The 13,727-nt window shown below is 51.8% G+C and carries 16 protein-coding genes; 6 read left to right on the plus strand and 10 right to left on the minus strand.

Annotated features, from left to right (window positions below; translation table 11 throughout):
• Nucleotides 1–128: 128 nt before the first annotated feature.
• On the minus strand, nucleotides 129–917 hold the full coding sequence (locus tag KO497_RS14580; RefSeq protein WP_215944678.1) for an enoyl-ACP reductase FabI: 789 nt from the start codon (nucleotides 915–917) through the stop codon (nucleotides 129–131).
• Nucleotides 918–1,175: 258 nt separating this feature from the next.
• Here KO497_RS14580 and KO497_RS14585 point away from each other — a divergent pair, with 258 nt between their 5' ends.
• Entirely contained in the window at nucleotides 1,176–1,589 is a 414-nt protein-coding gene (locus KO497_RS14585; protein WP_215944679.1) for a MerR family transcriptional regulator, read from the plus strand.
• A complete protein-coding gene (locus KO497_RS14590) occupies nucleotides 1,537–1,941 on the plus strand; it encodes a carboxymuconolactone decarboxylase family protein (RefSeq protein WP_215944680.1) in 405 nt (134 codons plus the stop codon). Before KO497_RS14585 ends, KO497_RS14590 begins: the two co-directional genes overlap by 53 nt.
• A 119-nt stretch (nucleotides 1,942–2,060) precedes the next feature.
• Here KO497_RS14590 and KO497_RS14595 read toward each other — a convergent pair whose 3' ends face one another.
• Entirely contained in the window at nucleotides 2,061–2,462 is a 402-nt protein-coding gene (locus KO497_RS14595) for a hypothetical protein (protein ID WP_215944681.1), read from the minus strand.
• 127 nt (nucleotides 2,463–2,589) lie between these two features.
• Nucleotides 2,590–3,819: a beta-ketoacyl-ACP synthase I gene (fabB, locus tag KO497_RS14600; protein ID WP_215944682.1), complete on the minus strand. Its 1,230-nt coding sequence runs from the start codon at nucleotides 3,817–3,819 to the stop codon at nucleotides 2,590–2,592.
• A gap of 174 nt (nucleotides 3,820–3,993) precedes the next feature.
• Between fabB and KO497_RS14605 the strand changes: the two genes are divergently transcribed.
• Nucleotides 3,994–4,365, plus strand: coding sequence for an STAS/SEC14 domain-containing protein (locus KO497_RS14605; RefSeq protein WP_215944683.1), 372 nt, complete (start codon nucleotides 3,994–3,996; stop codon nucleotides 4,363–4,365).
• A 90-nt stretch (nucleotides 4,366–4,455) separates the two neighbouring features.
• On the opposite strand, the gene fabA is transcribed toward KO497_RS14605, so the two are convergent.
• Nucleotides 4,456–4,965, minus strand: a complete 510-nt coding sequence (fabA, locus tag KO497_RS14610) for a bifunctional 3-hydroxydecanoyl-ACP dehydratase/trans-2-decenoyl-ACP isomerase (protein ID WP_215944684.1) — start codon at nucleotides 4,963–4,965, stop codon at nucleotides 4,456–4,458.
• Between the two features lie 216 nt (nucleotides 4,966–5,181).
• Between fabA and irrA the strand changes: the two genes are divergently transcribed.
• Nucleotides 5,182–5,619, plus strand: a complete 438-nt coding sequence (gene irrA / locus KO497_RS14615) for an iron response transcriptional regulator IrrA (RefSeq protein WP_252729690.1) — start codon at nucleotides 5,182–5,184, stop codon at nucleotides 5,617–5,619.
• 20 nt (nucleotides 5,620–5,639) lie between these two features.
• Here irrA and KO497_RS14620 read toward each other — a convergent pair whose 3' ends face one another.
• The 6 genes from KO497_RS14620 to KO497_RS14645 form a co-directional block, all read right to left on the minus strand.
• Nucleotides 5,640–6,146, minus strand: a complete 507-nt coding sequence (locus KO497_RS14620; protein WP_215944686.1) for a hypothetical protein — start codon at nucleotides 6,144–6,146, stop codon at nucleotides 5,640–5,642.
• 141 nt (nucleotides 6,147–6,287) lie between these two features.
• On the minus strand, nucleotides 6,288–6,716 hold the full coding sequence (locus KO497_RS14625) for an FKBP-type peptidyl-prolyl cis-trans isomerase (RefSeq protein ID WP_215944687.1): 429 nt from the start codon (nucleotides 6,714–6,716) through the stop codon (nucleotides 6,288–6,290).
• A 215-nt stretch (nucleotides 6,717–6,931) separates the two neighbouring features.
• Nucleotides 6,932–8,122, minus strand: a complete 1,191-nt coding sequence (locus tag KO497_RS14630) for an AGE family epimerase/isomerase (protein WP_215944688.1) — start codon at nucleotides 8,120–8,122, stop codon at nucleotides 6,932–6,934.
• Nucleotides 8,123–8,364: 242 nt separating this feature from the next.
• Nucleotides 8,365–9,123 (minus strand): sulfite exporter TauE/SafE family protein, encoded by a 759-nt coding sequence (locus KO497_RS14635; RefSeq protein WP_215944689.1) that lies wholly within the window; start codon nucleotides 9,121–9,123, stop codon nucleotides 8,365–8,367.
• A 1-nt stretch (nucleotide 9,124) separates the two neighbouring features.
• Nucleotides 9,125–11,014: a TRAP transporter permease gene (locus tag KO497_RS14640; RefSeq protein ID WP_215944690.1), complete on the minus strand. Its 1,890-nt coding sequence runs from the start codon at nucleotides 11,012–11,014 to the stop codon at nucleotides 9,125–9,127.
• 72 nt (nucleotides 11,015–11,086) lie between these two features.
• Nucleotides 11,087–12,016: a TAXI family TRAP transporter solute-binding subunit gene (locus tag KO497_RS14645; RefSeq protein WP_215944691.1), complete on the minus strand. Its 930-nt coding sequence runs from the start codon at nucleotides 12,014–12,016 to the stop codon at nucleotides 11,087–11,089.
• 164 nt (nucleotides 12,017–12,180) lie between these two features.
• Here KO497_RS14645 and KO497_RS14650 point away from each other — a divergent pair, with 164 nt between their 5' ends.
• Nucleotides 12,181–12,729, plus strand: coding sequence for a cupin domain-containing protein (locus KO497_RS14650; RefSeq protein ID WP_215944692.1), 549 nt, complete (start codon nucleotides 12,181–12,183; stop codon nucleotides 12,727–12,729).
• A 10-nt stretch (nucleotides 12,730–12,739) separates the two neighbouring features.
• On the plus strand, nucleotides 12,740–13,501 hold the full coding sequence (locus KO497_RS14655; RefSeq protein WP_215944693.1) for a glutathione S-transferase family protein: 762 nt from the start codon (nucleotides 12,740–12,742) through the stop codon (nucleotides 13,499–13,501).
• The last annotated feature ends 226 nt before the right edge of the window (nucleotides 13,502–13,727 follow it).

Here is a 13,727-nt window from a genome sequence, read left to right on the forward strand (position 1 = left end):
TGATCTCGCGCGTGATTTTCTTGTCTAGCGTTTGGCCTTGTCTTGGTTCATTCAGGCAGCATGGGTTTGAAAAAACACAAAACGGCTCGCAAAATTGCGAGCCGTTTCATTTTGGATATCACGTTGCCTTACAGGTTTTCGACTTGCGGCATACCGATGGTGTGGAACCCGCCGTCAACACGGATGATTTCACCAGTGGTATAGGCGCCGCCATCTGAGTTTAGATATACAGCAGTTGCGCCAACAGCGTCCAAAGTCGCATTCGAACGCAAAGGCGCGTTTTCTTCGGCAAAGCGATAGGTGCGACGCGCGCCACCGATGGCAGCGCCTGCAAGTGTTTTCATCGGACCAGGTGAAACTGCATTGACGCGAATACCTTGCGGGCCGAGATCATTGGCGAGGTAGCGCACAGCAGATTCAAGTGCGGCTTTGGCCACACCCATAACGTTGTAGTTTGGCGTAACACGGTTTGAACCACCGTAAGTGAGCGTGATCAGCGACCCGCCATCAGGCATCAGTTCAGCCGCGCGTTTGGCCACGTCGATGAACGAATAGCACGAGATGTGCATCGAGTTTTTGAAGTTCTCGACAGTGGTGTCGCGGATGCGACCTGTGAGTTCGTTTTTGTCAGAATATGCGATGGCGTGGACAACGAAATCCAGCGTGCCCCATTTGTCTTTGAGAGCTGCAAACGCCGCATCCATTTGCTCAGGGTTGGTGACGTCAACGTCGACCATCGTGTCCGAGCCAACGGTTGCTGCCAAAGGGGCCAAACGTTTGCCAAAGGCTTCGCCTTGATAGGTAAATGCCAATTCAGCGCCTTCAGCTGCACAAGATCGCGCGATGCCCCAAGCAATTGAGCGCTCGTTCGCGACGCCCATGATGAGACCGCGCTTGCCTTTGAGTAGATCCGCCATCGTAAAACCCCTTATTTTGTTGGTCGTGTGTTTGGCGTGTTTCGCAGGCAACGTCAAGTTTTTGGAAGGGCCCAAAGGGTGGTGCACTTATTTTAGCGCGCCTCCATTGCAGTTAAAAGTCGTCGAGATATTTCGGCGATCTTGCTGAGCGCCGTGCATCACAGACTGGACCATGGTTTTGTTTATCAGCGAAGTTCTTGACTTAGAGTACACTCTAACCTGTATCTGTTGCCGCGTCTTAACGGGAATCATACTGAAATGAAGATTGGTGAGCTTGCGAAACGTTCGGGATTGTCGACACATACGATCCGCTATTATGAGCGGATCGGCTTGTTGCCTGTTGCGGATCGTGATGCTGGGGGGCGGCGTGACTATGATCCCTCGATCTTAATTTGGACCGAGTTTTTGGGCCGCCTGAAAACCACTGGAATGTCGATCCAAGACATGTTGCGCTATGCGCGTTTGCGCGAACAAGGTACGCATACGGGACTTGAACGTCGCGCGATTCTTGAAACGCATCGTGAAATGGTTCGGCGCAAACTTAACGCCTTACAGGTCAGCCTTCTCGTTCTTGACACCAAAATCGACAGTTATGTCGACACAGAGAAAAGGACGCACCATGACGACAACACACCAGATAGACAGTTCCCTGACGCGGCTGGAACGCGGTAAGCGCGCTTTGGTTGAAATCGACGGAGAAGCTGGCCAGAATGTCATCGATGCATTGGCAGATATAGCGCCCGATTTCGCAACCTATCTGCTCGAGTTTGCATTCGGGGATATCTATGCACGTCCCGCGCTTGCTCTTCGGGATCGGGAAATTGCAACGATTGCCGCACTGACCGCGATGGGAACCGCCACGCCACAATTGAAAGTCCACATCGAGGCGGGCTTGAATGTTGGTTTGACGCAAAACGAAATAGTAGAGGTTATCATGCAGATGGCTGTCTATGCTGGCTTTCCTGCTGCCTTAAATGGGCTGTTCGCCGCAAAAGAAATCTTTGCAGCGAGAGCCGCTGCCTAAACTGATTTGCAGTAGGATGCATATTACAAAACGCCCAAGCAGCTATTGCCTGGGCGTTTCCGTTTTGATTTTTTCGTTTCTTTCATGTGGGAAACTGGCGTGCATAATCTCAGCTATGTCTATCCACAAAAGACGCGGATAACTTTGGACATGGGATCAATCACAGATTCGACAGCCGTGCCGCTGTGAACAAAATTCAACCGTGAGGGCGTGTTTGTGGCGACGATTTCATCGCTGCCGTAATGTCTTGAGCTGCTGGGGATATTTAGCCCAGATGTCGCACGGGACGGACCGCCAACAAGGCTTTGATACCGAGACGCGCCGCATGTGTCGGCTTGCTCTACAGGTGCCACCGTAACAGCGCTTGCAGCTGTATAACTAGGGGTCGCATGACTTTGTGCGCGCGCCCACTGGCTTGGGTGCTGGGCTTGTGGTGTCGTGCGCACAGGCAGATTGCCTGATCCTTGCGTGCAACCCGCCAAAGCGGCTCCCAAAATACAAATTTTCAATATTGTTTTCATTTTACTCATTCCTAACCCAAAGCGTTTTTGTGGGGGGCTCGTCGGTGTGTTGCTTGTGACGTATGGGTAAACGCAAAACGGCCACGCGATGAGGCGCGGCCGTTGACATGTTGTATAGGTCTCAAAATTAATCGCGGTATTTTGACATGATCATAGACCCGTTGGTGCCGCCAAAGCCGAAGCTGTTGGTCATGACACTATCAAGGCCCGCATTGTCGATGCGTGTGGTTGCGATTTCATTTGCGTTGATCGCTGGATCAAGCGTTTCCACGTTGATCGACGGTGCGATGAAATCGTTTTGCAGCATCAGCAGACAATAGACGGCTTCTTGCGCGCCCGTCGCCCCTTGAGAGTGGCCGGTCATGGATTTCGTGGATGAAATTAGTGGCGTTGAGCCTTCACCGAATGTGCGGCGGACCGCCTCCACTTCGCCCACATCGCCGACAGGCGTGGATGTGCCGTGTGCATTAATGTAGCCGATTTTGCGATCAGCGCCGAGTGTGGACAGGGCCACTTTCATGGCGCGTTCACCGCCCTCACCGGATGGAGCCACCATGTCAGCGCCGTCAGATGTCGCGCCGTAGCCTGTGACTTCTGCATAGATTTTCGCGCCGCGCGCTTTTGCGTGCTCGAGTTCTTCAAGCACCAAGATAGCACCGCCACCACTGATGACAAAACCATCACGGTTCGCGTCAAAGGCACGTGAGGCGCGTGTCGGCGTGTCGTTGTACTTGCTGGACATCGCGCCCATTGCATCGAAGAGGCAAGAGAGTGACCAATCCAACTCTTCGCCGCCGCCTGCAAACATCACGTCTTGCTTGCCCATCATGATCTGTTCTGAGGCAGACCCGATGCAGTGCAAAGATGTGGAACAGGCCGAGGTGATGGAATAGTTGATGCCCTTGATCTGAAACGCTGTCGCGAGATTCGCAGAGATGGTCGAGCCCATGCATTTTGGCACAGCAAACGGACCAACGCGCTTAGTGGCACCTGATTTCAGCACAGTTTGATGCGCCGCAAACATCGCCGATGTGGACGGGCCGCCAGAGCCAGCGATCAGACCTGTGCGCACATTGATGACATCACTTTCTTCCAGACCTGAATCTGCAATCGCCTGAGACATCGCGATAGAGGCATAGGCCGCACCAGGCCCCATGAAGCGCAAAGCACGCTTTTCAACATGGTCTTTGATGTCGAGTTTCACATTGCCCGCGATCTGACTGCGAAAGCCATATTCTTTCATATCTTCATTGGCAGTGATGCCAGAGGTGCCTGATTTCAGGGATGCCAAAACTTCTTCGGCGTTGTTGCCGATAGAGGAGACGACTCCCAGACCTGTAATAACGACACGGCGCATGGCGTGCTCCTTTTATAAGTTTGGCCTTTTGTACGGCAGCTTGGGCAAGAGGTGCAAGGGGGGAGGGGCAGTGAGGGACGGTTTAGGCGCGGTAAGCCCTGCGTGTTGATTGAGATCAACGACCCTACGTTCTTATCTGTTAGGATAGAGGGGATAAGTCAGGAGGACATTGTTATGTTTGATGTTACGAAACACACAGCCGATCGTTTGGATATCAAGCTGTCTGGTACGCTTGATGCGGATGGGATGCGCGCAGGATTGGATCAATTGATCGCGTTGTCTGAGGATGTGACGCAAGGTCGTATGCTGTACAGAATTTCGGATTTCTCGATGCCAACATTGGGAGCGTTCGGGGTTGAAATGAGTCGCCTTCCAAAGCTGTTCGGCCTTTTGGCCAAATTCGACAAGTGCGCTGTGGTCACTGAATCAGCGTGGCTACGAAAAGCTGCTATGGTTGAGGGCGCGCTATTCCCGGGGCTTGAGATCAAGAGCTTTGAGCCAAGTGAGGCTGCTCTGGCTGAGGGGTGGCTGAGCCCAAAAAGTTGATGATCCGCAGGTCAGTCGGATGTGAAAAAGCGGCAGCACTTTCATGCCGCCGCCCTTATTTTCAACGTCAAAGCGCCGTGCCGCAGGCACCTAGCTTTCAGACAAAGCCACTTTCATGTCTTTCACTTCATAGGCCACTTCGCCGTCGATTTTGACGATGCCATCGGCCACACCCATGGTCAGGCGGCGGGTTTGGATGGCTTTGGTAAAATCGATTTCGTATGTGAGAAGCTTGGCTTCAGGGCGCACCATGGCTTTGAGTTTAATTTCGCCAACGCCGAGTGCGTAACCGCGACCTGTCCAGCCGCGCCAACCGAGGTTGAACCCTGTAAGCTGCCACAGCCCATCAAGGCCAAGACAGCCGGGCATAATCGGGTTGCCTGGGAAGTGGCATTCAAAGAACCATAGGTCTGGTGTGATGTCGAATTCCGCCATCACGTGGCCTTTGCCATGTGCGCCGCCATCACTTGAGATATCGGTGATGCGGTCCATCATCAACATGGGGGGGGCTGGAAGTTGGGCATTGCCTGCACCAAACAGTTCGCCACGGGCGCATTTAAGTAGGTCTTCTTTGTCGAAGCTCGTCGGAAAATCGGCCATAGATGCGATTGCCTTATGTTAGGGTCTTTTTTCAGTTTGAAGGCTCTGTATCACTGTGCGAGCAAAACGTGCAAGTGTACAGGGGGCAGCCTTGGTTAAAGCGAATATGGGGATTTCGTTTGAATAACACCCGCGCAAGGCCTTATACTGTCAAAACTAGCCAATTGGAGGGCCTCATTAAGGGGCTTTTTTCGAAGCGAGACGCGAATGAGTGACATGAGCCAACAGACCAGCCCATCATTGACCGTGCAAACGCGGCGTGGCGAAGCGTGGCTGGCCAGTGCCGATTTGCGCCCCACACGTCAACGTGTTGCTTTGGCCGCGTTATTGGTGGGGGATGGTCAAGATCGGCATGTCACAGCGGAAAGTCTGTTTTCAAATGTGTGCAGGTCTGGCGAAAAAGTATCATTGGCCACAGTGTATAACACGCTGCGCGCCTTTTGTGATGCGGGGCTGATGCAAGAGGTTACCGTCGATGGCACGCGGTCCTATTTCGACACCAATATGGACGAGCATCCGCATTTCTTTTGGGAAGACAGCGGTGAATTGACCGACGCCCCCGCTGAAGATCTCAAAATTGTTGGTCTGCCCGCAGCGCCAGATGGTATGGAAATTGCCTCAGTTGATGTGGTGATCCGATTGCGCAAAACCTAAGCGACGCGTTTTTTGATTGATCACGCGGCTGGGACGAACTTTGCCAATCCACGCAGCCAAGTTTTAATCGCGGCCTCTACGCCCTCATTCTCAAAGGTTTCCAACGCACGCGGTGTCCAGTGGTCTGGCGTGAGCTGGTTCAGCCAAAGGCGGCGTTCTTGTTCTTGCAAGGTGGGCAAGGGCAGGGCACTTGCGGCATCAAGCAGTTGCAGCACGGATTGCACCGCACGCATTTGCCGAAACGCGTCCATCATTGGGGCCGTCATTTTTGGGTCATCGCGCCATGTGATGTCAAACAGTGCTGTAACCCGCTGCCCTGCGCCCAAGCATTGATAGGCGACGCAGCCAGAATACCCCTGTGATGTCAGGTCTTTATGGATGGCGCAGCCAAAACCAGACAGATTATGACAGGGTGTTCCTGCCGCCTTGTTGTGGGCAAAGCTGTCGCCTTGGTCAAAGGCCAAAGACAGGCAGCACAGGGCGGCGCAATTGGCGCAATCAGACGTGAAATCTATAGGTTTTATCATCTGAAAAATCTGTCATTCCACGGCATCTGTGGCAAGAAGAAAGACGGCCCGCCACGACGAGCCGTCTTCTACGTAAGATCGGTACATGTGGTGAGCCCTTAAGACAGTAAAGGTCTAAGGTCACCATCGCACCGTTATCCCTTATGCGATTTCGACAAGCTCGATGTCGAATGTCAGGTCTTTCCCAGCCAACGTATGGTTCGCGTCCAATGTCACGACGTCTTCGCCGATAGACACAACACTCACAGGGATCACTTGGCCTTCTGGCGATTGCATTTGCAATTGCATTCCAACTTCGAGTGGGATCTCAGCGGGGATCATTTCGCGTGGCACGTCTTGCTGCGCTTCGTCTTGACGTGGGCCATAGGCCTCTTCGGCGACAGCGACGATGGTTTTCTTTTCACCAACAGTCATACCAACCATTTCTTTGTCCATGCCCACAATCACTTGGCCCGCGCCAACAGTGAATTCCAATGGGTCACGGCCTTCGGAACTGTCAAAAACAGTGCCGTCAGTAAGGGTGCCTTTATAATGAATGCGAACTTTGTCGCCGGATTTGACTTCGGACATCAGAAAACTCTTTCGATTTTGGGGTGAATTGTGAGGCCGCTTCAAACCTATGTGGCGCGGGTGCTCAAGATTGGTCGCCAAGATAACAAAACCTGTCGGGGTGTAAACCCATGCAAACCTTGTATTCGGTCAGTTGCCCATAACAGGGCCTTCGCGGCTGATAATAACAGGGTGTTTCGTTTGACTGTTCCAGTTGGGTGCATGGGGCCCTGGATTTAAGATGTTTTGTGTACCGAATAAGTGCGGGGGGCTGATGGCAGGCTCCATAATCCTGCCCGCGCGCCCTCGCTCATTGCTATGACAATATGATACATCAACCGTGTCAGACCTTCATCCCATAAGACGTTTCCTGCCGCATCGACTTGATTGATAAAGACAGGATGCTGCTCAAACCAGTGCTCGAACATCTGGCATAATAACTGCTGAGCGCGTGCGCCGACCTTTGCTTCTCCGGCTCTGTGACGGGTCGCTAAAATCTTGATTGCCTCGGTTTGTGGCCACATCAGAAAGCTGTTCTCAACCACATCTCCTGTGGTTGAGACCGCATCAAAAGCTGCACCTTTCAACATACCGTCCTGCGCGAAACCATATGTATCGGCAAAGTTGATGAGCCTATTTGCTGGGATACGAAGACTGTCGTCATTGGCAAGCTCGGCTTCTTCTATCAAAAGCCAAGCCCATTCGCACTGATGCCCAATCTCGCGGCGCAGGCCTGCGGCATCGGGCAGGGGGTTCAGGTCGGGTGTCAAGAACTCAGCAATGCTGCCGCTTTGATCGTCCATAAAATACCGCAATCCGGTCGCACGCAACTTTGCAGCACGTGCGAGCCAGATGGCATCATCTGTCATGCGGAAGGCCTGAAGACAGGCTTCGAACAGATGCATATGCGGGTTTTGTGCGGGCCCTGTATTTGCGCCGCTGTCATCGTTGCGAAGCAGTCCTGTGACGGGGTCTGTCAGGTGCAATTCAAGTGCGGTCCAACAGTCATCGATCCGCGCGCAGACCTCGTCTGATGGTGACAACTTATTCCACGTCACCAGCCCAAGAATGACAAAAGTCTGGTCATAGCTGCGCGCGTATTCGTCCTCTATCTGTCCAGTAAGACTGCCATCACGCGCAGTCATGCAGCGATACAATCCAGATGTTTTTTGGAAGTGTTCCAAGAAAGTGACCTGCCTTTTGGCTGCAACAATCAAGGATGGGTCACCCGTCACCAATGCGGCATGTGACAGCGTAAATAAGGTGCGGGCTTGGGCCAGAAGCGATTTTTTAGCGGTTGGATCAGGGGTGCCGTCGGCATTCAATGCGTCAAATACGCCGCCTTGATCGTCTTGAACACGAGCCAGCCAATCGGCAAAAAAGCTGTTCCAGAACCATTGAGACCAATGTTGTGCGTCTTTTGTCATCGATGAATATCCATTTGAACGTAATTGCATCCAGCACCCGCAAAAGCCAGATTTGTAATTGTAAGCCTGTTTTCGCACAGTGGTCTGATCTTGCAAGTCACTATGATCGTGATGTGGGAAAAGTTTCCGCAAACACTCCAATGCATGTGTTTGGGGGGCTTGCGGGGGATTATTCCCCGCTTTTATACGCCTTCAACTCGAATTGACCCTTCAACGCTAAACTCATTGAGCCTTGGTGTGGGTTAAAATAAATCAAACAGGAGTTTTACAGCAAGGCTTGCTAAGAAGAAGAGGATGACTCGGTCAAAAACGCGCGCGCTGAATTTACTGCCGATCCATTCTCCTATCGGCATCGCAAAAGTGAGAGGTATCAATGCAAGTAAGCCGATGAGTGCGGTGTGGAACGTCATAATGCCGAAGCTGATTTGCATTGGCAGTTGCACCACGCACATGGCTGCGAAAAACGTCGATACGGTCAAGATGAAGGCGGGTCTGTCTAGTCGGATCGCGTTGAGGAATGTGACAGCGACTGGTGCTGAGATACCCACTGCGCCTTGAAGCACGCCGCCGATTATGCCAACGGAGGCAACCCAGCGACGCGCTTTGGTTTTCGTGATCCTTAGGTCGAGCTTTGAAAGCCTCAGGCCGATATAGACGACTATGATTACGATCATCACAAACTGCACATAGACGGGTTCTATCTTGGCCAAAACAAATGTGCCAAGACCAACGCCCAGTGCCCCAACAACAGCCAAAATTTTAACAAATACAGGGTCCACGGGCGCTTTCCTGAATTTCCAAACCTGTCGCAAGTTTGAAATCAGGTTTGGCACCACCATCACGGCAACAGCTACCCGTACGTCATAGATCGACGCAAGAACTGGCACCGCAATAACGGGCAGTCCAGCGCCGGTTGCACCCTTTAAGATGCCACCGAGCGTCATAGCAATTGCGACGGCTATGAGCGCCCATGGGTCGGTGACAGATATGTCCATATTCATTTTATGCCTGCAATTTTGGGTTTGACGTTGAACCTGCACGCAAGAACAAGACCAGTCCGACAAAGACCGCGATGCCAACCGCATCACTTAGCCAAGATTGATACATCATGACGATTCCTGTCACGGCAAACACAATGCGTAGATTCAGTCCCAAAGTGCGTTGGAAGTAACCAACAACAGCGATTGAAAAACAGAACACGCTGAGCAGGCCTGTTGTCACAGATGCCACAATTTCTATAGGGGTGCCTTGCATCAAAAGCGCGGGTCCGAAGAAGAACATGAACGGCAAGATGTAGCTGGTGATGCCAAAGGCAAAGGCGGTCCAGCTTGTCTTGTTTATATCCGAACCAGCTATCCCTGCTGCGACATAGGACGCAAGGGCAACGGGTGGGGTGATGGTTGAAATACATCCGTAGAAGAACACGAACAAATGCGCAGTTAAAACCGGCACACCCATTTCAACAAGGGCGGGGGCCACGACGGTCGCAAGGATAAGGTAGGCAGCCGTTGTGGGCAGCCCCATTCCGAGAATGATCGAGACGAACATCGTCAAGATCAACGCAATCAATGGCACGCCAGCAGAGACGCCGATAATCAGGCCGGAAATCTTGGATCCAAGTCCGGTCATTGCCAAAATGCCAGCGATCAACCCCGCGCCCGCACAGGCTACGGCAATCGACATGACGGAGTGCGTGCCAGATTCCAATGCGTCAAAGCATTTTGCGAAGAAACCGCGCAAGTCTCTGAATTCGAAAATAATGCATCCAAGAAGCAAAACACCGAGTGCTGTGAATGACGACTTGAACGGCGAATATCCAGAGACCATCATGCCAACGAGTAAAAAGAACGGGATCATAAACCGCAGACCCGGAATAAGGATGGCGCTTAACGGCAGTTCGTCTTCGTTTTGTGGCGCGGGCGCAATGCCCATTCTTTCGCCTTGTAGGTGTACCATGAAAAAGATCGATGTGAAAAACAAGATGGCAGGTATCAAGGCTGCGACCATAATTTCCGAATAGGGCACGCCGATAATTTCAGCCATGATAAAGGCCGCAGCCCCCATGACCGGTGGCATAAGTTGCCCGCCTGTTGAAACCACGGCTTCAATAGCGGCAGCTTGGTGCGGCTTATATCCTTCGCGTTTCATCATCGGGATTGTCATGGTGCCTGTGACGGCGACATTGCCTGCCGCAGATCCTGAAATCATACCGAGCAATGTGGAAAACACGACAGCTGTTTTTGCAGATGCAGCCTTAGACCCTTTGGTTAAGCGGCTGGAGATTTGGAAAAAGAAATCGCCCGCGCCAAAGACATTGAGGAATGATCCGAAGATCGAAAACATGATGATGAACGTGGCCGAGACGCCCAATGGAATGCCATAGATGCCCTCCGACGAGGTTGTCATAAACTCAGAGATCCGCGTCAAAGAATAGCCGCGAGAAGTGAACACTCCGGGCAAGATAGGAGAGATCAGCGGGTAGGCGAGAAAGATCAGAATAATACCAGCGAGAAACCAGCCGATCCGTCTGACAACGGCGATCATTACCAGTGCGATCACGACCATCCCGACTTGCGCATCGGTTGCTGTGGTGATCCCGCCAGACATGGCAATGTCTAGCCAACGTGAAAAGAGGTAATATCCGGTCCCCGCCGCCGCAACGGCCAAGCCGAGGTCCATCGCCAGCATAAGCGGGCCTGTTTCTGGGCGGGTTTCCAACCGTCGCAATGCAAGCACCAGAAAAATAAGAACCAACATCACTGTTAAGTGTGTAATGCGCACTTCGAGTGTCGAAAAGGATGCAAAGCCTGATACAACGTAGAGGTGCCAAAGGCTGAGTCCAATAGCCATCCATCGGGTTGTAAAGGTGAGTGCTGACAGGGCTTTTTTCATGGTGATCGGTCCAGTAAATTGCGACAGAAAAACCCCGTCACATCTGGTGATGCGACGGGGCGATTTTACGACTTAGCGTTCGTCAAAGTAACGCTTGGCGCCTGGGTGAAGGGGAACAGCAATATCATATGCGTCCTCTGCAACGATCTGTGCCGCATTGGCGTTCTCGGCTGCAAATTCATCCAAATGCGCGTAGATCGCTTTGGTCACTTGGTAGACTTTTTCCTCATCCGCATCAGCTTGCGTGATTAGAATGTTTTTCGTGCCGAGCAAGGTCAGCGGTGCATCAGTGCCGTAAGCTTCTGCAGGCACTTCAACGATAGAGTAGTAGGGATGCTTGGCGATGATTTCATTCAAACCTTCGGTTCCGATATCAACGAATGCGATATCAGCTGTTGTGCTCGTTTGGATCACCGCACCAGCGGGATAGCCTGACAAGGCAACTGCCGCATCTACTGAACCATCAGAAAGCTGGCTGAAACCATCTGCATAAGACACGAAGCTTGGTGTTATGTCGCGAAAGCTCAGATCGTTGATTTCCATGACATCGCCAAGCAGGTTCAATGTGCCACCACCGGCGGGGCCTACAGCGACACGTTTGCCTTTGAGGTCCGCGATAGAGGTGACATCAGATCCTGCGAGCGTAACAATGTGTAAAACTGAGTTGTGCAATGTACCAATCGACGCGATTGCGATGGGGTCTGCGTAAGGGGCCTGGCCTTCATGTGCAAAGAAGGATGTATTTGCGTTGCCGATGGCAAAGTCGAGTTCGCCGTTGCCAATCAGGCGCGGATTTTCTGTGCCGCCAGAGGTCACAACGGGGACCATGGAGTAGCCTTCGGCGTATTTGTTCACAAGGTTAGAGGCCGCTTGGCCCACCGGATAGAACGCGCCGCCAAGACTTGCCGTTCCCATACGTAGCTCTTCTTGAGCCATAAGCGGTGATGCCATCAGCATCATGCCAAGTGAAACGCCGCGCGCGAATGTTTTGAAGTTAAGCATAGAATCCTCCCAGATCTTATTTTCCTCCCTTGGATGCTACTCTTTTGATCATTCTCGGGTCAATCAAAAATATCGATATTTAAGCATTAGAAAATAATCATCGACATTTATTGCGTGCATTGCTACCGTTTGGCCTAGATTCTAGGTGAAAGGGGGACATCTCAATGTCAAAAGGTATCAGGCGTGTCGTTACAGGGCATGATGAAACAGGAAAAGCAATTGTCGTTTCCGATGACATCGCGACAAATGTCTTAAGCAGGCCAAATCGCCCAGGCGTGACGCTGACGAACTTCTGGAAAACAGAAGGCCATCCACAATTCGACGGACCAGATGAGACGCTCGACGGTCCTTTGGTGCTTAAACCACCAAAAAATGGCACAGTTTTCCGCTTTGTTGAATTTGAACCCGAAGACCCTGAAGTGATGAAAACGCTTGATGGTCGCGCTGCCTTTGCTGAAATGGGCGCTGCGGATCGGATCAAAGACAATCAACGCCATCCTTTCATGCACCGCACGGACAGTGTTGATTATGCTGTCGTCGTCAAAGGTAAGATCGTGATGATGATGGATGAAGAAGAAGATGACCTTGTCTTGGAAGCTGGCGATGTGCTTGTTCAGCGCGGCAACAATCACGCTTGGTCAAACAAGTTCGACGAAACCTGTATTATCGCCTTTGTCCTGATGGATGCAGATGGCGATGTAGATCGCTGGTAGGAGCAAAAAGATGTTGAAATTATACCACGCACATCATTCAACGTGCAGTCAAAAAGTCCGCCTTGCTTTGGCTGAAAAGGGCTTGGAATACGAGAGCATCATCGTCGATTTGGCGAACAAAGGGCACCTGACGCCCGAATATCTTGCGATCAATCCAAACGGTGTTGTGCCAACGCTCGTGCATGACGACGATTCCATTATGGATAGCAGTGTCATCGTGGAATACATCGATGAGGTCTTCCCTGATCATCCACTTGTTCCCAAAGATGCTGTCGCTCGCGCAAAGGTACGCACTTGGATGCGGTTCCTTGAAGAAGTGCCCACTTACGCAGTGCGGGTTCCGTCTTTTAACAAAGCGTTCTTGTCGCGCTTTGATGGCCTTTCAAACGAAGAATTCGCCGACCAACAAGCGGGCCCGCGCCCTTTGCGCAAGCACTTCTATCTCAAAATGTCCAAAGATGGTTTTGGGTCAGATGCGGTTCAAGAAAGCATCGATCAAATGAAGCTCACCTGTGGACGAATGCAGCGTGCATTGGAAAACGGGCCTTGGCTTGCTGGCGATGAGTTCAGTCTTGCCGATGTCGTCGCAGCGCCTCTGATCGACCGGATCGATGATTTAGGAATGGGTGATATTTGGACGGAAGAGTTCCCATTGGTACAAGATTGGTTTGATCGCCTCAAAGCGCGCTCTAGCTATGATGTCGCGATGTACAAAGGCGCACGCCTGTCTGAGACCCACGCCATTGCGGCCCTTCTTAAAGAAGAAAACTAAGGCTGACGCGAAAGCCGCCCCCTGACATATATGTGCTAAGACAATCAGCCATGTCGCAAGTTTCACCCCACATCAATGGTGTTGGTGGACTTTGCGATGTGGCTGAACTCATTTTAGATGTGAGGGACGTCGGACTTGATCGTGTTTTGAACCAAAACGCACTCAAATTTGTCAGGTAAAAAAAAGACGAAGCCAATCGGCTTCGTCAAAGATGCCAAAAGGCATA

Source organism: Pacificibacter marinus, assembly GCF_018860665.1.
GTDB lineage: Bacteria > Pseudomonadota > Alphaproteobacteria > Rhodobacterales > Rhodobacteraceae > Celeribacter > Celeribacter marinus_A.